The 24,178-nt window shown below is 40.7% G+C and carries 15 protein-coding genes; 10 read left to right on the top strand and 5 right to left on the bottom strand.

Translation table 11 applies throughout. The features are described from left to right. The first annotated feature begins 39 nt into the window (after window positions 1-39). Window positions 40-1,176 carry an iron-containing alcohol dehydrogenase gene (locus AC1RRY_RS03945; protein ID WP_492817918.1) on the top strand — a complete coding sequence of 379 codons (1,137 nt, stop codon included), beginning with the start codon at window positions 40-42 and terminating at the stop codon, window positions 1,174-1,176. Between the two features lie 133 nt (window positions 1,177-1,309). After that, window positions 1,310-2,059, top strand: a complete 750-nt coding sequence (locus AC1RRY_RS03940) for a hypothetical protein (protein ID WP_492817919.1) — start codon at window positions 1,310-1,312, stop codon at window positions 2,057-2,059. Window positions 2,060-2,117: 58 nt separating this feature from the next. Here the strand turns inward: AC1RRY_RS03940 and AC1RRY_RS03935 are convergent, their stop codons facing one another. Further along, the gene (locus AC1RRY_RS03935; RefSeq protein WP_492817920.1) at window positions 2,118-2,999 is read right to left on the bottom strand and encodes an EamA family transporter; all 882 of its coding nucleotides are present in this window, start codon (window positions 2,997-2,999) and stop codon (window positions 2,118-2,120) included. A gap of 74 nt (window positions 3,000-3,073) precedes the next feature. Between AC1RRY_RS03935 and AC1RRY_RS03930 the strand changes: the two genes are divergently transcribed. Both AC1RRY_RS03930 and AC1RRY_RS03925 read left to right on the top strand, forming a co-directional pair. Then, window positions 3,074-3,649: a dihydrofolate reductase gene (locus AC1RRY_RS03930; protein ID WP_492817921.1), complete on the top strand. Its 576-nt coding sequence runs from the start codon at window positions 3,074-3,076 to the stop codon at window positions 3,647-3,649. Window positions 3,650-3,734: 85 nt separating this feature from the next. Then, window positions 3,735-5,414 (top strand): N-acyl-D-amino-acid deacylase family protein, encoded by a 1,680-nt coding sequence (locus AC1RRY_RS03925; protein ID WP_492817922.1) that lies wholly within the window; start codon window positions 3,735-3,737, stop codon window positions 5,412-5,414. A 27-nt stretch (window positions 5,415-5,441) separates the two neighbouring features. On the opposite strand, the gene AC1RRY_RS03920 is transcribed toward AC1RRY_RS03925, so the two are convergent. Together AC1RRY_RS03920 and AC1RRY_RS03915 are read right to left on the bottom strand one after the other, a co-directional pair. Beyond that, window positions 5,442-7,001 (bottom strand): phytoene desaturase family protein, encoded by a 1,560-nt coding sequence (locus tag AC1RRY_RS03920; protein WP_492817923.1) that lies wholly within the window; start codon window positions 6,999-7,001, stop codon window positions 5,442-5,444. Window positions 7,002-7,024: 23 nt separating this feature from the next. Next, window positions 7,025-7,720 carry a gamma-glutamyl-gamma-aminobutyrate hydrolase family protein gene (locus AC1RRY_RS03915; RefSeq protein WP_492817924.1) on the bottom strand — a complete coding sequence of 232 codons (696 nt, stop codon included), beginning with the start codon at window positions 7,718-7,720 and terminating at the stop codon, window positions 7,025-7,027. A 348-nt stretch (window positions 7,721-8,068) separates the two neighbouring features. On the opposite strand from AC1RRY_RS03915, the gene AC1RRY_RS03910 reads away from it, so the two are divergent. The 3 genes from AC1RRY_RS03910 to AC1RRY_RS03900 all read left to right on the top strand — a co-directional run bounded on the left by AC1RRY_RS03910 (window position 8,069) and on the right by AC1RRY_RS03900 (window position 14,243). Next, window positions 8,069-11,245, top strand: coding sequence for a PAS domain S-box protein (locus AC1RRY_RS03910; protein WP_492817925.1), 3,177 nt, complete (start codon window positions 8,069-8,071; stop codon window positions 11,243-11,245). A 135-nt stretch (window positions 11,246-11,380) separates the two neighbouring features. Further along, on the top strand, window positions 11,381-12,796 hold the full coding sequence (locus AC1RRY_RS03905; RefSeq protein ID WP_492817926.1) for an inorganic phosphate transporter: 1,416 nt from the start codon (window positions 11,381-11,383) through the stop codon (window positions 12,794-12,796). 127 nt (window positions 12,797-12,923) lie between these two features. After that, the gene (locus AC1RRY_RS03900; protein ID WP_492817927.1) at window positions 12,924-14,243 is read left to right on the top strand and encodes a porin; all 1,320 of its coding nucleotides are present in this window, start codon (window positions 12,924-12,926) and stop codon (window positions 14,241-14,243) included. Here the strand turns inward: AC1RRY_RS03900 and AC1RRY_RS03895 are convergent. Then, entirely contained in the window at window positions 14,240-18,838 is a 4,599-nt protein-coding gene (locus AC1RRY_RS03895; RefSeq protein ID WP_492817928.1) for a translocation/assembly module TamB domain-containing protein, read from the bottom strand. The two genes, AC1RRY_RS03900 and AC1RRY_RS03895, sit on opposite strands and share 4 nt — an antisense overlap. 87 nt (window positions 18,839-18,925) lie before the next feature. On the opposite strand from AC1RRY_RS03895, the gene tsaD reads away from it, so the two are divergent. After that, window positions 18,926-19,924, top strand: coding sequence for a tRNA (adenosine(37)-N6)-threonylcarbamoyltransferase complex transferase subunit TsaD (tsaD, locus tag AC1RRY_RS03890; RefSeq protein WP_492817929.1), 999 nt, complete (start codon window positions 18,926-18,928; stop codon window positions 19,922-19,924). A 58-nt stretch (window positions 19,925-19,982) separates the two neighbouring features. Here the strand turns inward: tsaD and AC1RRY_RS03885 are convergent, their stop codons facing one another. Further along, complete coding sequence (locus AC1RRY_RS03885) at window positions 19,983-21,341, bottom strand: vanadium-dependent haloperoxidase (RefSeq protein ID WP_492817930.1); 1,359 nt, start codon at window positions 21,339-21,341, stop codon at window positions 19,983-19,985. Window positions 21,342-21,729: 388 nt separating this feature from the next. On the opposite strand from AC1RRY_RS03885, the gene AC1RRY_RS03880 reads away from it, so the two are divergent. Then, window positions 21,730-22,965: an HD domain-containing protein gene (locus AC1RRY_RS03880; protein ID WP_492817931.1), complete on the top strand. Its 1,236-nt coding sequence runs from the start codon at window positions 21,730-21,732 to the stop codon at window positions 22,963-22,965. Between the two features lie 132 nt (window positions 22,966-23,097). Further along, window positions 23,098-24,156: a UDP-3-O-(3-hydroxymyristoyl)glucosamine N-acyltransferase gene (lpxD, locus tag AC1RRY_RS03875; protein ID WP_492817932.1), complete on the top strand. Its 1,059-nt coding sequence runs from the start codon at window positions 23,098-23,100 to the stop codon at window positions 24,154-24,156. Window positions 24,157-24,178 lie beyond the last annotated feature (22 nt).

The raw sequence follows: 24,178 nt of genomic DNA, 5'->3' as shown, positions 1-24,178 counted from the left end.
GTTTTTCTGTTTATTATTCATTCTAATCGTTTTTTCATTGTGATTTTAACCTACAACTTCCCAACTAAAATACGCTTCGGCGCAGGTGCAGTAGAAGAACTGGCCGACTACCTGAAAGACAATAACCTTTCAAGACCACTCATTGTAACCGACCCGGTAGTAGCTCAATTGCCTTTTCTGAAACGGATTGTTGAGAACTTAAGTACCAAAGGTATTAGTCCCGAAGTATTTGCCGATATCCATAAAAATCCGGTTAAATCTGATGTTTACAAGGGAGACCAAGCCTATCATGCTACCCATAGAGACAGCATTATAGGAATAGGAGGAGGTGCGGCTATGGATGTGGCCCGGGCTATTGTACTGCGCATTAATCACAGAGAAGATTTATTCAAATATGATGATTTAATAGGTGGTGATATATACGTAACCAACGATGTACCGCACTTTATTACCATTCCGACTACTTCAGGTACAGGTAGTGAGGTGGGAAGAAGCGCCATCATTGCAGACGATGAAACCCATCAGAAGAAAATACTTTTTTCGCCTAAATTACTGGCAAAAATAGTTTTTGCCGATCCGCTTCTGACAATGGATCTGCCTCCTTTCGTTACTGCCGCTACGGGTATGGACGCCCTCACGCACAATATGGAAGCTTTTCTGGCCAAAATGTACCACCCTATTTGTGACGGAATAGCGCTTGAAGGTATTTCATTAATCCACCAATCATTAGAAAAAGCGGTTAATAATCCTGACGTCGAATCGCGCAGTAAAATGCTTTTGGGTTCTATGATGGGCGCCATAGCATTTCAGAAAGGATTGGGTGTCGTGCATTCACTGGCTCATCCGCTTTCTTCATTGCTTGATACTCACCACGGATTAGCTAACGCAGTCAACATTCCATACGGCATGCGATTCAACATAGCAGGTTTTGAGGGGAAGTTCCGCAGAATAGCACAGACACTCGACCTAAAAGAAGAAACAGGCGAAGCCGTAGTAAATTATCTGTTCGATCTCAATAGCCGCGTGAACATTCCACATCGTTTAAGCGACATCGGTGTAAGAGATGAGCATATTGAAACCCTAGCCGATCTGGCTATTGCTGACTTTGCACACCCAAATAATCCTAAACCTGTGAGCAGAGCCGATTTTAAGGCATTGTATCTGGAAGCGTTGTAAGATAAAGAGAGTATAGACTCATTGGTTAAAAGACATACGACAGCACTACTAGAAATATTCAAAGATTTTCTAGGAAAAATACATTTTTATCTGTTATTTTTGTTATAGATATTTACTCGTATTCTTTAAACTTATGAAAGCGCTTCTAACTCTCTTCGCTCTTGTGGCTTTGCCGCTTTGCCTTGCTGCGCAGGAACTGTATAATCCTTCCAAGGACTACCGTTACTTCATCAGAGATGCCAAAATAACCGATAATAACGATACCAGAATCGTTATTAATGGTAAAGGAGATACCACCCTTGTAGCACATTACAAATTACAGGATGTAGTCGCCAGAACTAATCAGGAGCTTACTAAAACTTTTAAGGGAACACCCTTCTTTAAAAACGGGTGGTATAATGGCACGCTCAGTTTACAAAACGGACAAAACGTGAATTTTCTGATGGCGTATAACATTCAGAAAGGCGTGGTTTATATTGTAAAAGACAAAAATGCAGATGCAGTGGCCGTGCGTCCGGAGGAATTTACCATTGCAGGGCATACTTTTCGGAAATATGAAAACGTATTTCTGGAAACGCTTTATATGCAAAAAAGCAATTTATTGAAAGCTTATGAATGCTCGTTAAGCGCTCGGACGGTTGAGAAAACAGGTTATGAAGCTACCGGAGGAGATTTTGAATATGAAGGAGAATTCACAAAGTCTCACAAGTTTTTTACCATACAGGATGACATACTGCAAGTTGTATCAACCGGTAAAAAAGCTTTGCAGAATTTCCCGAAAACCCAACGACCTCAATTAGAGTTATTTGTAAAGAAAAACAATCTCAACTTGAAAACGCAACATGGGCTTGTTCAGCTTTTCAGATATTACGATACTTTATAGTTGTACTTATTCTTCAATAGGCTTATTTCAGCAGAGATAAGCCTATTTTTGTTTGATGTCAGAACAAAATAATCAGCACCGAGCCTGCAATCATTATCATGGCACCGATTAGTTTCTTTACAATATCTACTTCCTTAAAAATCCGGTATCCAAGAAAAATATTTACCAGAACCGATAGTTGAAATAACGAAAGCGCATAACCTACGGGCATGCTGTCGAAGATAAAACCTGTCGAGAACTGCGAGACTCCTATGCAAACAACCAACCATACGAAGTTACTTGTAGCACCGGCTTTTACCTGTTTTATCTCTGTTTTCAATTCTGTTTTATTGATAAGTAACCATACAAATGAAAACAAGGCTCCAAACCAGCACCAGCTAAAAAATGAATGCGCAACCGAGGAAACCAAAATCACTTTTTTCACAAAAATGGCCTCGGTGGCTGTCAAAATCATTGCCCATATCCGGAACTGTATTTCCTTGCGTTTAAACAGTGCCAGACTAAAGCCCTCAGCAGTGGTATTCAGTACAAAATAGCTTCCGAAAATAATCAACGCTACACCCGTCAGTCCTATAACACCCGGTATTTCGTGCAAAATAAAAAGTCCGATAATCATACTGATCACGGCTTTGTAGGCATTGATAGGACCAAGAACAGAGAGGTCTCCGGCATGGAGAGCTTTTACTAAATACAAATTACCCATTGCACCGAGCAAACCCATGATGATTGAGTATGTCCAGTATTCCGGTGATACTGATGCCCAATCAAGTCTGAAACTAAAAACAAGGCAGACGATTGCTAAAATGAGGTAAGTAAAAAAATTGACAACAAGAGCAGAAAGTCCGTTAACCGTTAGTTTTTTTTGAAAAACGTTCGCTACCGGATTAGAACATATCCTTAATAAAACGACTAGTATAAGTATGAAAATATTGTCAGACAATGCTATTTAGATTAGTGGTAAAACATCCCGGCTTGCAGTAAAATTAAGTATTTAAGCCATAGCTGCTTGTTAAAATGCTAAAAATTGATATTTTTAAACTTTATTTTCCTAAACTACCGAATAAACTAACCATGCCTATTATCTCTTTAATAGCAGCCATGAGCGAAAACCGGGCTATCGGGCTTAACAACGCCTTACCTTGGGAACCAATCGTCGCAGATTGGGATAATCTAAAACGCGTAACCAAAGGCAGAAAAATGATTATGGGTCGCAAGAGTTATGATAACCCTCACAGGATCTGGTCGGAAGCTGGAAATTATGTAATTACCCGTCAGCCAGATTATCGGATTGAGCAAGGGTTTGAAGTGGTAAACAGTCTGAATGAGGCCATAGAAAAATGCCGCGACCAACAAGAAGTATTTGTACTGGGTGGTGAAGAGATTTTCAGATTGGCTATACCAATAGCCGATAAGATATACCTGACGATAGTCCATGCTGTTTTTGAAGGCGATGCCTTTTTTCCGATCTTCGACGAAAATCAGTTTAATGTAACAGAACGTAAGGAATTTAAAGCAGGTGAAAATACACCATATGATATTTCAATCCTGACTTATGAAAGGAACAGTTCCGATAACTTTATTGCCGAATAAACACAATTGGTACAATCGACTTTAACTTAAAATTCGTAATTTGAAGCCTCACATCACAACATAAATAATTTTAACCTTTACTCTCATGCGCTATCCGTCACTTTTATCGGGCTTGTTCATGCTTCTTCTATTAACTGCCTGCCAGCAGAAAGCCAGTTATGACATCATCATTAAAAACGGATTGGTATATGATGGTAATGGTGGCGAACCCCAAAAAGCAGATATTGCCGTTAATGCTGATACCATAGCTTTTATTGGTGATTTATCGGGGCAGTCGGGGACTAAACAAACCATTGATGCCCAGGGGTTAGTGGTGTCGCCGGGTTTTGTGAATATGCTAAGCTGGAGCACCGAGAGTTTGATTCACGACGGCCGTTCAATGGGAGAAATAATGCAGGGTGTTACGTTGGAAGTAATGGGTGAGGGTAACTCGATGGGACCACTGAGTGATTCTGTTAAGGCGTATGAACAAAAACTGCAGGGAGATATCAAGTATAAAATAGAATGGACAACCCTGGGCGAATACCTGCAATATCTGGAAAAGAACGGGGTTTCTACCAATGTGGCATCGTTCGTGGGAGCAGCTACCGTGAGGGCTAATGAACTGGGCTATGCCAACAGGCCACCTAAACCCGATGAACTGGAAAGAATGAAGCAGCAAGTAAGAACAGCCATGCAGGAAGGTGCCATGGGTGTGGGCTCATCGCTCATTTATGTACCGGGCACTTATGCTAATACACACGAACTGACCGAACTGGCGAAGGTGGTATCTGAGTATGGTGGCATGTATATTTCGCACATCAGAAGTGAAGGCAACAAGCTGGAAGAGGCCGTAGATGAAATCATAAAAATAGCTAAAGACGCCCATATTCACTCCGAAATATACCATCTGAAAGCAGCAGGGAAAGACAACTGGGCGAAGCTGGACAAGGTAATTACGAAAATAGATAGTGCACGCGCAGCAGGCATCACTATTACTACTGATATGTATAACTATGTGGCCGGTGCTACCGGGCTCGATGCCGCCATGCCACCATGGGTGCAGGAAGGCGGTCTGCCTCAATGGCGAAAAAGACTGCAACAAGGGACTAATAGAAATAAGGTGGGTGTAGAAATGCAGTCTAAGCAAAAAGACTGGGAGAATCTTTGTCTGGCTGCGGGACCAGATAAAACCTTACTGATAGGCTTCAAACAAGATTCCCTCAAGAAATATATCGGTAAAACACTGACCGAAGTGGCCGCTATAAGAAATAAAACATGGTACGAAACAGCAATGGATCTGGTGATTGATGATGATTCTCGCGTGGAAGTGGTTTATTTCCTGATGAGCGAAGAAAACGTAAAAAAACAGATACAATTACCGTACATGAGTTTCGGCTCTGATGCTTCATCCATGGCAGCAGAAGGCTTATTTCTTAAATCGAGTGCACACCCACGGGCTTATGGTAACTTTACGCGCTTAATTGGTAAATACGTACGTGACGAAAAAGTGATTACACTTCAGGAAGCCATTCGGAAACTGACGTCTTTACCTTGCGATAACCTGAAAGTGAAGAAAAGAGGGCGTCTGCAAGTAGGCAACTATGCCGATGTATTGGTATTTGATTTAGCTAAAATGCAGGATAAAGCCACTTTTGAAAAACCACATCAATTATCTGAAGGCATGGTGCATGTGTTTGTGAACGGACAACAGGTTTTAAATAACGGTACGCATACAGGATCAAAACCCGGCCGGTTTGTGAAAGGACCAGGTTGGAAACCATAAGAAAGAGGTTTAATTTGAATCTCTTTCTTAATCTAATAACAGCTTAGCGGCATTTCTACCTGGTATTCCGCTCACGGCGCCACCTCTGGACGCACCTGAACCACATACATAAATATGTTCGTATGGTGTTTCCACACCCCATTTGCCAACGGCATCATGATTTTCGGCATAAAACCACGACAGACCATTATGAAAAATATTACCCCGGGGCATACCTAATGCATTTTCAATATCAACCGAACTCTTGGCTTCTATGCACCAGTTACCGTTTTTGTCTCTGGCAAGACAGTCTTCTATTGGCTCAGCTAAATAGGCATTAATCCCTTTCAGAAACTTCTCAACCACTTCTGCTTTGGCTGCTTCATTGTCTTCTATAAACAATTCATACGGTAAATCAAGCCCGAATACGGTCATCGTATGGTATCCTTGTTCATGCAGTTCTTCAGATAAAATAGTAGGGTCAGTCAAAGTATGACAATAGATTTCACAGGCGATTGAACCAGGGATTCGACCCGATGCTGCTTCCTGAAAAGTTTCTTCCATTTGCGAATAAGACTGATTGATATGGAATGTACCGGCAAATGCCTGTTGCGGTGCAACCGCCTTATCTTTAAGTTGAGGAAGTTTTTTCAACAACAGATTCATCTTAAATGCAGTCCCCTCTTCTGTAGATAGGGCAGGTTTGGGAGTATTGCCCAATAGCTTTTCAAGCACCTTCGGGGCAGCATTTACCAGAACATCTCTGGCCTGCACAGTATAGGGCAAGTGGTTTTGATGGTAAATTACGTCGGTTACATCACCTGCCTTTATCTGCACCACAGTCGTATCGGTCTTTAAATCTACTCCCAATTCTGTTGCTTTGGCAATCAGCTGAGCAACCAGGTTACCCATTCCGCCTTTCGGTACCCGCCATTCTCCTGTTTTATTACCCACCACATGGTATATGAATGTTCTGTTCTGCAACAGGCTTTCGTCATAGGCATGTGTATACGACCCTATTTTGGCATCAGTCATCAATACACCTCTCAGAATATCCGATTTCACATGCCTTTCTATCAATTTGCCGATGGGTTCTTCCACAAAACTATCCCACAGTTCAGCATGCCCATTGGCCTTAAAATAAGCTTTCCATTCTTCCTTGCTTTTAAGCGGCTGCAGGAATGAATCCCATATTAATTCAGCAAAAATCTGCTGCTTTTGGAGTATGGTCTGATACCCCTCCCACTCTTCTGGTCCATATCCTAAATCTAAGATTGACTCCCTTGATACTGCCTCGTCCTCATTACTGATTATCAAACCTTTATGTGCACCATTCTGTACATAAGGCGTATAAGAAGCAACGGATCTACGCAGTAGTTGAACGTCAATATTCAGTTCATCAAATATTTCTTTCGGGAATAAACTAACCAGATAAGAATATCGAGAAAGATAGGCTTCATAATCCGGAAAAACTTTCTGTGACGTGGTGCCCCCTCCTATGTAATCATTTTGCTCCAGTACCAATACCTTTTTGCCGGCCTTGGCCAGATAGCACGCTGCCACCAATCCGTTGTGTCCACCACCGATAATAACCGAATCGTAGATCATATTTATTTTCAATTACAAAATCTTTATTTACCTGAAGCCGCCTGAATAAACACTTCTCTGATGCGACGATTAAACGGATTATGCACATCCTCAATACGTTCAGGATGCCATTGTACCAGCGTTAATGAATGATCGCCCGGAGTTTTCCACTCCAAACCCTCCACAATGCCGTCATCCGATAAAGAATTAACTACCAATGAAGAAGCCGGAATATCTACTGATTGATGATGTGCAGAATTAATCTCTCCTTTTGTTGCTCCAATCAAACCTACCAGAGTTGAATCAGGAAAGACCTCAATAGGATGATACCGGTCTTTGCCCTCATAATATTTCGAGTGGTTATTCTTACCAATGCTTGGTATATCAGCTACTAAAGTACCTCCTAAAAATACATTGACAAATTGTAATCCTCTGCAAATACCCAAAGCTGGCACTTTATTGGCAAAAATGTATTCACAAACCCGCCATTCAAATTCGTCGCGATCTTCGTCCATAAAATCCGGATTACAAAAAGGCAGGTTTTCGGGTTTATTATAAAATCTTGGGTGTACATCTTCACCACCTGTTAGCAATACACCGTCACAAAGACTGATTTCATCAAAATTGTTGTGCGCATACCCAAGCTTGATTACTTTTATATCTGCATTCTGGTTCAATATCCATTTTTCATAAATCGGATGCTTATCACCACAATCAGTAATGCCAATTGTTATTTTCATCTAGTGAATTTAAGAAATAATTTAAGTAATGTATCCATTGAATAAGAAAGCCAACAATAATTGTCAAGTAACCTGACCAATTGCAAAAAATACCCTGGCTGATATGATTTTTTGTTAACTTTGATGTTTAAATTTACTGCAAAAATTACAATTTGTCTGACTAAAAACAAGTAATTAAGAAAGCCCGCTTTAGTGAATATCAAAAAAATGTTTACAACTTTTGCTAAAATTCAAGAAAAGTTTGACAATTGTCTTTCTTGTTTTTATTAATGTACACTACAAAACACAATTTTTGATTTGATACGCAAAATTTCGGATTTGAGATTACAAGAATTCATTTAAGTATTTATGACGGATTTATTACCTGTTCCTGCTAACGAAAAAGAAAGACTTCAAGCGCTGAGAGATTATGATATTCTTGATACAGGCTATGAAAAAGAGTTTGACCGTCTTACCCAACTAGCTGCTGTTATTTGTGGTGTTCCGATGTCTGTACTCACTCTGATTGCAGAAGAACGACAGTGGTTCAAGTCAAAGGTGGGGATGGAAGGCACTGAAACTACAAGAGATATATCCTTTTGCCGATATACCATCATGGGTGATACCATGCTATCTGTTGAAGATGCAACTCAGGATATACGTTTTAAAGATAATCCTCAGGTAACAGGTGACCCTTACATACGTTTCTATGCGGGGTATCCGCTCATTGACCCTAAAGGCTACGCATTGGGTACACTATGCGTAATTGATGATAAACCCAAAAGATTAAACAACGATCAGGAATATGCCTTAAAAGTATTGGCTCAGGAGGCTATTTCTCAGATTATTGCCCGCAAAGAAAAACAAGAGCTTCAACACTATGAAACGCTCTTCAACCTGTCGAACGACCTTATCTGCATGACAGGGGCAGACGGATATTTCAAGAAAATAAATCCATCTTTTGAACAAACCCTCGGTTGGACCAACAATCAGTTAATGGGACGCCAAGCCATTGAGTTTGTGTATCCTGAAGATATTGCCTATACCCGCGAGCAATTAAGTCTTCTTAATATCGGTGCTAAAACCGTAGCTTTAAACAACAGATTCACTACAGCAAACGGAAGTTTCAGGTATCTGCATTGGGTAGTTACCAAAGACCCTGCAACTTCGTATAGTTATGCTATCGCACGAGATATTACACAACAAAAGTTAATAGAGCAGGAATTGGTCGAAACCAAAAATATGCTGGAATCGGCTAATAAAATTGCAAAAATCGGTAGTTGGAAAGCTAATCTGGAAACACAGGAAGTACATTTTTCTGACCTTATCAAGGAAATTTATGAGGTTGAGGCTGACTTCGTACCAACTTTTCAAAACAGTATTCTTTTTTCAGACCCTGAGACCCGTGAAATAATAGAAAAACTGATTGCCCATACACTGCACACCGGAGAACCTTTTGATACTGAACTTCGGATTACAACGGCTGAAGGAAACTATAAATGGACACGGGCTATGGGTGGCGTGGAATTGAAAAATGGCAGACCCCATATTATTTATGGCACTATGCAAGACATAGACCGGGAAAAACGGATTCGTTTGGAGTTCAACGAAATTTATACTGAATTAAAAGGTATTATGGACGCTGACTCAGGCATTTTAATTATTACCGGCGACATACGCGGCAAAATAAAGACATTCAATAAAGGCGCTGAAAAAATGCTGGGCTATAAACCTGAAGAAATGATTGGTATTCAGCATGCAACGGTCTTCCATGATCCTGAAGAAATTAAGAACTATGCCGAAAAAGTATCAAAAGAATTAAATATTGACTTAGTTGCACCTGGTGAGGCTCTGATTGCTAAAGCCAGACTGGGCACTACTGATACCAATGAGTGGACTTTTATTACCAAAGATGGCTCCAGAATTACAGCTGAATTATCACTGACAGCCCTTAAAAACGTAGACAACCAAATTACGGGATTCCTCGGTATTGCCAAAGATATTACAGCCAAGAGAAACTCCGAACGCCTGCTACAACTCAGTGAAGAACGCCACAGAGGTTTCTTTGAACACTCTCAGGGACTGATGTGCACTCATGACCTTAAAGGGAAGTTCTCTTCGGTAAATCCGGCGGGAGCCGAACTCCTGGGTTATTCGGCTGAAGAATATATGCAAAAAACGCTGTTTGATTTGGTACCATCAGAATTTTCGAACAGAGTACAGGAGTATCTGGATGAAATACAGCAAGAGGGGCAGTCTAAAGGACTTATGCTGGTTCAACACAGAGACGGCTCAATCAAAACATGGATGTACAACAATATACTTTCGGAATTGCTTGACGGAGAAAAGTATGTGATAGGTAATGCTGTTGATATTACCGAACGCATTCAGAATGAAAAGGAACTTGTACAGGCTAAAATTCAGGCTGAAAAAAATGCTTACGCCAAAGATGTTTTTCTCGCTAACATGAGCCACGAAATCAGAACCCCGATGAATGCGATTGTGGGTTTTGCTAATTTGCTCAAAGATAGTCCTTTAAGCACCGAGCAATCAGAGTACCTGTCTTACATTATTATATCTACTGAAAATCTGCTGGGCATCATCAATGATATTCTGGATCTCTCAAAAATCGAATCTGGTCACATTGCAATTGAAGAGGTACCATTCAGCATTAAAGAAATTTTAAAAACAATTAGAAGCATTTTTCAGGGCAAAGCCGCTGAAAAGGATCTGGAATTATTCTGCTCGGCTGATGACGCAATACCTGATTCGGTTGTAGGTGACCCTACCCGACTCAATCAGATATTACTGAATCTGACCAATAATGCCGTTAAGTTCACTACCTCAGGCTCTGTTAAGATTATTGCTGAGCAAAGCAGTGATTCGGATACCGAAACTACCATTATATTTAAGGTAATTGATACGGGTATCGGTATCTCCCAAGATAAACTTGAAATGATTTTCGACCGTTTTACTCAGGCCAATTCAGACACTACCCGTAAATACGGAGGTACCGGACTAGGTTTAAGTATTTCAAAATCACTGATTGAATTGCAAAACGGCCGTATATGGGTTGAAAGTCATCCGGGTAAGGGTTCTACCTTCGGGTTTTCGATAACCTATAAAAAGATTCGTTCAAAAACTGTTAAGGTATCTGCCATTAAAGCTTCCGAATTGATTACTGATAAAAAAATAAACATTCTGCTGGTGGAAGATAACATACTTAATCAGAAACTGGCCATTCGTGTACTGGAAAAATTCGGGTTCGATGCCGACTTAGCACAAAATGGAAAAATTGCAGTAGAAAAAGTCAAAAGCAATCGTTACAATATTATCCTTATGGATCTTCAAATGCCTGAAATGGATGGGTATCAGGCAACGACTACTATTCGGGATGAGTTGAAAAATGATACCCCGATTATCGCCATGACAGCCCACTCACTGGTTGGAGAAAAAGAAAAATGTATTGAAATCGGTATGAACGAATACATAACCAAACCATTCAATCAAAGAGAATTATTCGAAAAAATTATGCGATTTGCCTAAAACTCAAACCGTACAACTTAGTCTTTACAATTTCTTAACATGAAATCTTTCAGCTATCATGGAATCTTTCGGATTTTTGCGACCTAAATAGACACCAATATAATCGTACTGTTATAACTAAACCCCAAAGACCCCATGTTTGGCTTAGAAACCGACATTTTCCTGCTTCTCTCATTTTGTCTGCTTGCAGCCTGTGCATTTGAATTTATCAACGGTTTTCATGATACTGCCAACGCCGTTGCAACCGTTATATATACCAATTCTCTTAAACCAACTCAAGCGGTTGTCTGGTCTGGTTTAATCAATTTTATTGGTGTTGTAACCGGAGGCGTAGGGGTAGGTATGAGCATAGTAAACCTGCTTCCTGTAGAATTATTAATTGACCAGAACGTTTATCATAGCATTGCTATGGTACTGGCGCTGTTATTCAGTGCCATTATATGGAACTTCGGTACCTGGTATTTTGGTATTCCGGCTTCAAGTTCTCATACACTGATAGGTGCTATTTTGGGGGTAGGTCTTGGTTACGCTCTTTTACCTGAAAACACTCAGGGAGTAGCCGCTGTTAACTGGGACAAAGCCAGAGAAATCTTCTACGCTCTATTCCTTTCACCTTTAGTAGGTTTCAGCTTGGCTGTCATTTTAATGTTTACGCTTCGCAGAGTTCTCAATAAAGACATCAGAAAACAGATATTTGACGAACCTAAGAAAAACGAGGAACCTCCGTTCTGGGTCAGAGCCATTTTGATAACTACCTGTACATTGGTAAGCTTCTTTCATGGTCGTAACGACGGACAAAAAGGGATTGGTCTTGTGATGTTGATTCTGATTGGTGTTCTTCCTGCCTATTTTGCGATTAATAATACTATCGACTTTGACAAAATCAAACCGGAGTTAACAACGATATCTGAGAAAGTGGCATTAATCGACACTACCCGGACGTCTGACATTGAAAAACAAAGAATTAAACAAATTAAGGCAAGTGTCAGCTTTCTGAATGCACTGGCCGATAGTAATAAAGTTAGTAAAGCCAAGGCTTTAGACGCCCGCAAGGCACTGTTGACCTTAAGTGGTAATGCAAAAAAACTGGTAGAAGATCCTGATGTGATTTTGAGTGACGCCAACAAGGCTGAACTTAAAGCAGCGGCGGTTGTAGAAGAAAAAGGTATCAGAAAATATACCGATCATGCTCCTATGTGGGTTATCCTGATGATTTCGCTTTCGTTGGGTCTGGGAACAATGATAGGCTGGAAACGGATTGTAGTAACCGTTGGTGAAAAAATCGGGAAGTCTCACCTTACTTATGCACAGGGTGCTTCAGCAGAGTTGGTTGCTGCGGCAACCATTGGTATGGCTTCATGGTTTAAACTACCTGTCAGTACTACTCACTCGCTATCATCAGGTATTGCCGGAACCATGGTTGCCAGCAAAGGTATTAAAAACCTGCAATCGGGTACTATCAAAAACATTGTGCTGGCCTGGGTACTTACGCTGCCTGTAGCAATTCTTCTATCGGCAACATTGTTCATATTTTTCCGCTGGTTGTTATAACTGGTTTTAACCGGTTTTTCTGTTTAAAATTCAAAATTGTATTATACCCGGGTTCCGGAATTGACTTTCCGGAATCTGTTTATTTAAAATACTTACACAATTGTTCTGATTGTGTCTACGCACCAATATGAAACTATGCTTACATCTGTTTGTCAGAACAGGTATCACCTGTCTGCTCATAAGCTTATGCGCCTCTGTGTCTTTAGCACAAGACCACGGTTCTTTAAATGAAATTGACACCACAACTGCGCGGAAACTACTTTCAACATTCCGTAAATACGAATACATTGGTGTGGGCGGATACATTCAGCCACAATTCCAATGGATACAAAGTAAAGGCGCCAGGAATTTCAATGGAGGTGATTTCCAACCTAATGCCAGTAACCGCTACATGCTTCGACGAGGTCGTATACGTTTCGATTACGCTCGTTTCGATAAAAACAATAACCCGAAACTTTACTTTATTTTTCAGTTTGACGGCACCGAAAGGGGTATCTTTATCCGCGATTTCTGGGGACGTATCTACGAAAACAAATTCAACTCATTCTATCTCACAACCGGTATGTTTGCCCGTCCTTTCGGCTTTGAAGTTGGCTACGGATCGCCGGATAGGGAATCACCCGAACGGGGAAGGATGTCTCAGATATTAATGAAAGTTGAACGCGATTTTGGTTTTATGGGTACTTTTGAACCCCGGAACAAAGCCAATTTTATGAAATATATAAAATTTGACGTAGGGGTATTTAACGGACAGGGCGTCAATGCCGTTGCCGATTTTGATAATCATAAAGATGTTATCACCAGGTTCTCAGTGAAACACCTTCCTATTTCTCCCAGATTGTTTATCAGCGGTAGCCTATCCGGTTTCTTCGGAGGGATGGAGCAATTCACGAACCAGATTTATAGAATAAAAGGAACTGAGAGGCATTTCACTGTCGATTCGTCATTGGCTAATGTGGGCAAAATTGCTCCGCGTAATTATTTCGGTGCCGATGTGCAAATCAGAATTCCTAACCGCAAAGGTGGCGAAACAGAGTTCAGGGCAGAGTATATCAGAGGTACACAAACAGCCATACAGAGTACCACTGAAACCCCGGCCGTTATACCGATGGAAAACGGTAAGTTAGCGCCGCTATTCATCCGTAATTTTGATGGAGCGTATTTCTATTTTCTGCAGCATCTGGGTAGTAAAAAACATCAGCTTGTATTGAAATACGACTGGTATGACCCGAATAAAAAGGTTAAAAACACTGAGATCGGGCAAGGTTTCTCGGCCGCAGATGTGCGCTTCAATACTTTTGGCTTTGGCTATCTTACCCACCTGAACGAAAATGTACGTTTAATGCTGTGGTATGAAATGCCTCAAAATGAGAAAACCGCGCTTAAAGATTATACCGACGATTTGAAAGATAACAACTTTACCTGCCGCGTACAGTATCGTTTTTAAAGACCTTTAAAAGTCACTTCTGACCCTTCAGGCTTTTTGATTGTGGTAATACCGGTAGACACCTGCTTAGCAGGTTTACGTTTGAAGATCGTATTAAAGTTGCGTGTGTGCTGCAAGCTTACACCATTTACGGTTACGTTATTATTGAAATTGTAGAAATAGTTCGGCACGTTACGGCTATATGCTTTTAGTCGCCAGCTGCCGTCTTCATTCAACATCCACTCTACTTCACCTCCGTAAAAGTAGTTACTGGCAGTTTGTTCCTGATTCTGCAGAATAGTATTGTTAACACTTAGTTTTAAGCGGTTATTGCTGAACCGGTATGAGAAATTGAGCTGCATATTATTAAACAGACTCTGACGTACATTACTCAAAACGCCCAACTGAACCCCAATCTCCAGATTAGGGTCTATTTTTGATGCAATGGTACCCAATTGATTGGTTAACAGATTGCTGACGTTATCAAGCAACAGTTGTGAGTCAACCGCATCCTTGAAGCTGTTGTCAGAAAACAGACGGTTCAGTGCCGTTATACCCACAAAGTTATTGGCCAGTAATTGTTCGTCGTTTCTCAGGCGCTGCTCAAAAGCAATTACCTGAGGCTGAAGATTCAACGGAAGGCGGCGCTGGTCAAACTTGATATCATACTTAATGGTAGGTTTCATCAGTTTGTCAGTCAGCATCACATAGGCATTCACGGGATACGGCGTTTTCAATTCAGCACTATTGGTACTCGATGCTATTCCTTCCGGCAGCATCACATTAGCCGTAACAATGGCATTGATGCTTATATCTGCATCATAAGGATCACCCGACCAGCGAATCCAACTCCCTTCTGCTATATCAAATTTACGCACCCTCGATATATTCTGTAAGCTGAAATCATACTTTCCGTTTTTAATGGTATAGGGGCCTGTCATGGTAAAACCACCGCGGGTGTCATACTCAATACTTATACGCCCATTGCCTACCGCAGTGAGCATGTCTTTGTTGTTACGGTCAAAAATCACTTCACATTCGGCATCGGGGGTAAAAGTAAAATTGAAAGCCATCTTCAAACTTCCTTTCTCTTCACTTATCAACGAATCTTTTTTCGCAGCTTTGTTTTTGAACAAACCTGTATTTTTACTCACAAAGCTTATTCCGTCAGCCTCCGTATCTACACTGGTTGCGCCATCGAGCGGTATCGTAATTTTCGTTCCCGATTTGCTGGTCAGATTCCCCGTTATGGCTACGTGCTTAAAGTTGCCGGTTATGTGCATGTCGCCGGAAGCGATTCCGACGCCATAAAAATCTTCATTATCTCTGATGCTCGTATTCATGATTCTGAAACCATCACGGCCTCTCATGTAAGCATGCAGACCTAGCATAAAATGTCCGTTACCTCCATTAAAAATACCTCCGGCCAGTTCTGCTTCATTCCCATTTACTCGTGCATCCCGAACTTTAAAGCCTTTTTGCACTACAAAGCCCTCTTCATTAAAGTTGATTTTATCGTCAAAATATAGAGGGGCTCTTAATTCATTAACAATCAGACTACCCTGGTCAATATCCACACTTCCTCTGATAACCGGATCGCCCGGGGTTCCTCTAACTGTCAGTCTTCCAGAACCATAGCCCCCGAGATTTGAAAAAATATCATCAACAAACGAGTCAAATATCTCTAGATTAGCCTTGCTGAGATTGGCTTCAAGATTCAATGGATTGTACTCGTTTTTCGGATCATAGGTGCCTGACAAACGGAAAATCTCATTGTTGAGTCTGACAATGTTTCCGTTAATGTTCAGCTTTTGCGAGAGGTTATCCCACAGTACTTCTCCGGCTATTGTACCGATCAGGCTCTTTTTGTATATCAGATCAGCTACATCAAACTTACTGGTTACCAGTGCTTCGTTGTAAACATCTCTCACCATCAGCTTACCATTTACAATTCCTTTCAGATCAATATTTGAAAGCGGCTTAATGGTTTGCAAGTCAAAGTCATGCACATCAATATATGCTTCTTTGCGGGCATCTTCAGAAAGTACTCCACTCAGTGAGATACTCTGTTTTTTATTAGAAATGGCTACATTCCTGAATAGGATATCGCTTTCATTAAAACTAACTCGATTGTTTTCATCTATCCGCCAGGTATCCCCCAATAAGTCGAGTCTGGTATTGCGAGGATTAAACGCCAGATCTATACCCTCTGGCAAAAACTTCAACTGCCCGAATACCTGCGCCTGATTAGAGCTTTTCTGCTGTCTGATTTTTGCATCAAACTCAATAACATTGTCCAGACCCCAATCGCCGCTTACTTCCAGTTTTTCGGTAGGCTCCATGTCACCCAGTTTCTGTTTTTCAGAATTGAATATTAACGAAGTAAGTATGTTGGGAGAATTCAGTTCTTTCGAAGTATTGAAGTCTAGCTCATTGTTATAGAATGCAAAACTGCCATGCCGCAGGGTGTCTATCTTACCCGCAAGAGATAATTCTACGGTATTTCTGATATTCAGTTGTCCTTCCAGCTCTGTATTGGCCGCTACAAACAACTCCGGATAGAAGTAGGCAAAAAATGGCTGAGATTGTTTAAATAGCACCTTATAGCCCAGGTTATATCCGGGCTGATTGTTTCTATACGACCGCTGTGCATAATAGGCCAGCCGGGTTGCTTCGTTATCTACAAAATACTGGCTGTATTCCTTTGAGAAACGCGCCACGTCACTGATAACCTGACTTGGTGTAAATTTACCGGTAACGTCAATATTGAAAAATTCTGAAAGCAGACTTATGCGCCGGTTATCATCAACTAATGCTGAAGTGACAAAAACAGAATCTATGCCAAGCAATCTTTTATCGTATTGCAATACAGTGTGCAATAGTTGCGCCTCGCCAATCCAGTTATCCAATTCGTTACCCTGAAAGTTCAGGTTCAATTCCGAGCGCAATTTCACATCATTGTCGGTATAACCCAAAGCCCTCAGATTGGCGTTTTGAACTAATCCATGAATATCAAACTTATTTAAAGTTTTGCTGAAATCAACTCTACCCCCTACATCAAAAGTCAGATTCGTATCTTTCACACTTATCCTCCCCTCAAATAACGATTTACTCATTGCCCCGTCAACGTTTATATTTCTGAAATCATAACCGTTGAACCAGATATGTTTCACGTTGCCGTCGAAGTTCAGAAGGGCATCTTTAATGGTTAATCCTTTACCCTTGATTTCACCTGTGAAAGATATCCTCTGCAAGGTTTTTTCTTCCTCTACCAACTTACCGAGTTCGAGGTTATCAACTGTCAGGTTTCCCGCATAGGTAGCTAAAGCCTTATTGTCAGGAATCTTCATGGCAATTTTACCGGACACTGTACCTAGCTGAGATTTAATCTGGGCAGTAGTGGTGAAATCATCATACACCCCTTTGAAAATGCCTGAAAAGTTTACTACGCCAAACTTATATACCTGCCTGGTATACAGAGAGTCGCCAACATATTGCCGGGCATCGATGGCATCAATCTGAGACGGTTTCCAGTCTAAATCCATTACTGCTTTTCGCAGATCCGGCATATTTTTAAATGCAATTTCACCATTCAAATAGCTGTTCCTACCAAATTTCAGATCGAAATTTTTCACTCTGAAATCATGTACAGTACCTTTGAAATCGCCATTAAGCAGATAATTTTCGTGATACTGATACATATCTGTTGCAAACCGACCCAAATCCTGTGCATCAATTTCACAGTCTCGAAGGTCGCCAATCATTACTACTTTTTCATTGAAGTCCTGAAAATCACGTGGAGTAAGATACTCGAAATGAACCGATTTTTTCAGTATAGAATTATTAATCCGTGCATACAGATCGTCGAATCGCATGTGCTGCCTCGAATAAAAGAATTGCGTATTCATTTCTTTTATTTCTAGATCACTTCTGCGGTCTATTCCTTTCAGGTCGGTGAGTTTGAATTTAATAGTATCGCCCTGAATAAAAAAGTTTTTCAGCAGGCCCTGTACTTCATGAACCGTAAAGTTGTTGTAATCGAATTCTTCTTTCGAAAACGGCTCTTTGTCAGGGTCTTGTAAAGTAAATGTTCCTCCCTGAATATACGCTTCGTCAATCGTAAACGGAGTATTGCGCTCAATATAAGGCTTGGTAGTATCTCGCGGAGGGGACGTCAATTCTTCAACTTTGGCAATCCATTTATCAATATTGAGATCACCATCCTGCTCATAAATCAGTTTCACCCGCGGACTCATAACCATTACGTAGTCAAGGTTATTGTCGAAAGTAAGAAAAGTGTTCCAGTCAAACTTGAAATTGCTTTTGGTATTGACATACAATTCTTTCACAAAAATCATTTCACGATCTTTGTAGTCATAAATGGTAATGTTTTCAAGTGTGATTTCGTCGAGCCAGGTAAGTTTTGCTTTTTCAATTTTCACCTTCGAACCCAATTGCCGGGACAGGTATTCGGTGGCTCTTTGCAAAGTAAGGGTTTGAACTGACGGAAGCTGCAGGGCATAGAACACCATCATTATCCCCAGAAACGAGTAGAGAATAAGATTAGGTAGTATCCTCGATAATATTTTAAAAGCCCTACGCAAAATAATTGACAAATAAATTAATTAGTGAATTACTGTATAGTAATTTTGTGTTATGAATAGTATCTGAACCTCTAAAACACAAAATTTTAATCTTTAGTTTTGAATATTTTAGCAATCGAATCTTCGTGCGACGAAACGTCGGCAGCTGTTATTTCTAACGGCAAAATCTGCTCTAACATTGTGGCTGGCCAGATAATTCATGAACGTTTTGGTGGTGTAGTACCCGAATTGGCCTCGCGCGCACACCAGCAGCACATATTACCGGTGGTTGAAAACGCTCTTAGAAAAGCAAATATAACAAAAAAACAACTAAATGCTATTGCATTTACCCGCGGACCCGGCCTTTTAGGTTCTTTATTAGTGGGCACATCTTTTGCCAAGGCCATGGCACTCGGACTCGACATCCCCCTGATAGAGGTTAATCACATACAAGCGCATGTGCTGGCGCATTTTATTGATACGCCGGCCCCTGCATTTCCATTTCTGTGTCTTACTGTAAGCGGAGGCCACACGCAGATTGTATTGGTAAAGGATTATCTGAACATGGAGATAATAGGTGAAACACAGGACGACGCCGTAGGAGAAGCCTTTGACAAGACAGCAAAATTACTGGGACTACCGTACCCCGGTGGGCCGCTGGTTGACAAATATGCCCAAGGGGGAAATCCGTTGGCATTTGAGTTTCCGATGTCTGAAATGCCTGCATACAACTTTTCGTTTAGTGGTATAAAGACCTCTATTTTGTACTTTTTAAAGGCAAAACAGGCTCAAAACAGCCATTTTGTAGAAGAAAACATAGCAGATATATGTGCCAGTGTACAGCATACATTGATAAAAATGCTGCTTCAAAAATTGCGTAAAGCTGCCCGCGAACTGCGCATAAAAGAAGTTGCCATAGCAGGGGGAGTCTCGGCTAACAGTGGCTTGAGAAAAGCTATTCAGGAATTGGGAGAAAAGGAAAAATGGAAGGTTTTCATACCTGAGTTTCAGTATTGTACCGATAACGCCGGTATGATAGCCATGGCGGCTCATTTCAAATATCTGAAAGGAGAATTTACGTCTCAGCAGGTAAGTCCTTTACCACGCATGGAATGGTAAATTCCACGTCGGTTTTTAAATAAAAATGGCCTTGTTTTAGCAAGGCCATTTTGTTATATTATTTAGCCGCAACGGCATTTTTTCTTCGGGTTTGGGCTATTTGCAACACATGCTGCCCTATTTTAATACCACATTTGTTTCCTTCATCGCAGCCGGATCTATAGTGAATACCACCATACATACGGCTCACGCTCGCCATCCGAGCCGCTTCTCTGAACGACTGAAACGACATCACTCCATGGCCATGTTTATATTCTGTAGAGTCTGTAAAAGAGAAATTATCGCCATGTACAAAGCTGAGTACTTCTGCTGCCGCAGCTGATATGGTACTATGCCCGCTGGTGTATTCCGGAAATGGCGGAGTCTGCAAAAACGGTTGCCATTTCGGATCCAGCTCCTGGTTAATAACCGTCTCCGGGCGTACTTTCACACTGCGGTATTTTTCTTTCCAGCAACTGATAAATCCGTCCAGAAGAGCAACAGAGGTAAGCATGTAACCTTCCACACTTTTTTGGAACGAAGCATTTGTTTTGCGTGAAACCGTGGTGTGAATGGCCAACCAGTGCCCACCGGGAGTCATTTTCTTGTTGGCAAACATCACGTGCCCCATCACGTTCATTACAAACGGATTATCATCCCAGAACCAGGCAATACGTTTTTGTTCTTCAGTAAGGTTCCTGCCGGTATCATATACTTCTAATGTCTCTTTCCAGAAAGCGCTTTTTCTGTCATGGTTATATTGGGGCGGTGGTGGTGGTGGATATTGCCCTGCCGAGTCAAGCGAAAAGGCCCGTATCTTGTTCCATTCCGGTTCGCATGCATCAGCATATGCCGGGGGGGTTGGTACCCAGGTACCCGGAACGTTAGTTACTGTAAATCTGATTCCACGGGTTTGTTTATACTTATCTCCGCCTGAATACCGCATCACGTGTGCAGCCACACTATCGCCATAAGCCATTGAGCGCACCATTACGTCTTCAGGTACTCCCATGTCTTCATACTTCTTAAAAAATCCTTTTTCGTAATCGTCAAAAAAATTACCGGAGAAAGTCAGCGTACGTGCTATTTTCAGAAATGCTTTAGTACTTGCCAATGGGAAACAATAGTCTTTCCCTTTTTCCGGTTGCGGCCCTTCTTTGAATCCTTTCAACTTACCGGCCATGGATTGATATTCCGGAAAACCGGGTACCATCGCCTCATAGCCCGCCAGACTAGCATACGCACAAATACGACTGGCTACAGGCGGTTTGAAAATATCATGAATGATAACTTCTGTCAACAATTCTACCGATTGATGATAAAGTTCGGGGTCAGCAGCTTTAGCATTATAAACTTTAGAATCACTTTTAGGTTTACAGCCATTGCAAAGCAGCCCCAATAGAGCTACGCTCAGGAAGAGGGAGAATCTTTTAAACATGAGTAGTGTAAAAACTGAAACTAAAAAAAACACAATTATTAAATGCAAATCTACAAAAAATCCTGATTGATTGCTCTGATTTTTATCATTTTAATCTCGAATTAAATTACTCATACTTTAACATCACATATCATGATATTTTTCTGCATTTTAACCACTTTACCTGCCTATTAAGTCTGAACCCGAAAGATGTTTTATTAAACAAATGCGTACGTTTATCTGGTACTTTTTAGCCTTGGCTAAATAATTTCAGAAATTTCATTATCATTTTAAGCCTTTTCACAACCAAATACGTCTTGTTTATGTTGTTCGAATGGAAAACAATAAACTTTCATTCATACCTTTACAGCAAAGTAGCCAGTATATAAAGCCAATACCTTAAGTTTCGATGACAACCAACAAAAGAAAGATATTCAATGACCCGGTTTATGGATTTGTAACTATTTATTCGGACCTGATTTATGACCTGATTGAACATCCTTTTTTTCAGCGTTTACGTCGCATTAAACAATTGGGCATGGCCGACCTGGTATATCCAGGGGCTTTGCATACTCGTTTTCATCATGCTATGGGTGCTATGCACCTGATGCACGAAGCACTACAGGTACTGCAATCGAAAGGACACAATATTACCGAAGAAGAATTTGAAGCTGCTCAGATAGCCATTTTATTGCATGATATAGGCCATGGGCCATTTTCGCATGCATTAGAGTATTGCTTTCTGCATGATGTGCACCACGAGCATATTTCATCATTACTGATGGAAAAACTCAATCAGCAGTTTAACGGGAAACTTTCACTCGCCATTGAGATGTTTAAGGGTAATTACGGGCGGGATTTTTTCCATCAGCTGATTTCAAGCCAGTTGGATATGGATCGCATGGATTACCTGAATCGTGACAGTTTTTTTACAGGGGTGGCAGAAGGAACCATTGGTGTAGATAGAATCATTAAAATGCTTAATGTGAAAGACAACCAACTGGTAGTAGAAGAAAAAGGCGTACTGAGTGTTGAAAATTTTCTGAACGCACGCCGGCTTATGTATTGGCAGGTATATTTACACAAGACCGCCATTTGTGCCGAAAACATGTTGATTTCGATTATCAGACGGGCGCGCGAACTAATCAGTAGCGGAGAAGAGCTGTTTGCGAATCCGGTATTTCTGATTTTTTTAAAAGAAAATGTGAGTTTAGAACAGTTCAAAAGCAATGATAGCTATTTACAATCGTTTACACAATTAGACGATTATGATATCTGGGCCTGTATAAAAAACTGGCAGTTTCATTCAGACAGGACTTTATCAACCATTTGCAGAGACTTATTGAACAGAAACCTGTTCAAGATAATCATATCAAATAACCCGATTGACGAAGCACTCATTAGTACATTAAAACAAGCACTCATTGACAAAGGCATTCCCCAAAATCAATTACATTATTTTATTACTGAAGGCGATGTAAGCAACAAAGGCTATGTTCATGGTAATGAAACAATCTACATCTGCAAGAAAAACAAAGATGTTGTTGACATTGCCGATGCCTCAGATTTACCAACCATCAAGGCGCTGAGCAACATCGTTAAAAAATACTATGTATGTTGGGGCAAAAATGTATATTTGCAATGATTTTGCCATGTTGTGGTGCATTTTTGAATTATTTCAAGAATATTTTCGACAAAAATAATTTTGTCGATACTTGATAAATTAAAGTGTCATATTTCTCAACTTACGCAAAGTTTAAACTCGCTGAAGTATTCTATGCAATTTACGGTAAAGCAAATAGCACATCTGATAAACGGTGAAATTAAAGGTAATGAAACCTTGACCATCAGCAATTTAGCAAAAATAGAAGAAGGAAAAGCAGGTGATATTTCATTTCTTGCCAATCAAAAATATGAGCCTTTTATTTATACTACAAAGGCTTCAGCCGTAATTGTTAGCCGTGAGTTTGAGCCTAAAAAAAGTATTTCTTCAACTCTGATTCTGGTAGATAACGCCTATACAGCGTTTACCCAATTGCTCGAAGAATATCAAAAGATTTTGAATTTTTCTAAGAATGGCATTGAACAACCGTCTTTTGTTGGTGCAGGAACACAGGTTGGAGAAGGCGTTTATCAAGGTGCTTTTTCTTACATCAGTAATAATAGCAGAATAGGTAAAAACGTAAAGATTTACCCACAGGCATACATAGGAGACAATGTAACCATTGGTGACAATACGCTTATTTATGCAGGAGTAAAAATATATGACAACTCTGTTATCGGCAGCAATTGCATCATACATGCAGGAGCAGTAATTGGTAGTGACGGCTTTGGATTTGCTCCACAAGATGACGGCACCTATCGTACCATTCCTCAACTTGGCAATGTGCTCATTGAAGATAACGTAAGTATCGGCGCCAATGCAACTATTGATCGTGCCACAATGGGCTCTACCATTATCAGACAAGGAGTTAAAATTGATAACCTGGTGCAGATAGCCCACAATGTTGACATTGGTAAAAATACTGTGATTGCCGCGCAAACAGGTGTGGCGGGCTCAACAATCATTGGTGAAAACTGTGTAATTGCCGGACAGGTCGGATTCGTAGGCCACATAAGCATTGCCAACGGCACCAAGATTGGCGCACAGGCCGGAGTCAATAAAAGCATTAAGAAAGAAAATACTTCCATCACGGGCACCTATGCCTTTGATATCAATGAATATATGAGGTCATCAGTTATTTTCAGAAAACTTCCTCAATTGGAAAAGCAAGTAAGGGAATTAGAGAAACGTCTTGAAGAACTCATCAATGAGGGAGCCTTCACAGAGGTATAACATAGCTGACACCGAAAAATAT

The organism is Emticicia sp. GW821-FHT11C11 (genome assembly GCF_058808615.1).
Note: the sequence above shows the minus strand (reverse complement) of the source record. Positions and strands in the feature narration are given on the sequence as shown.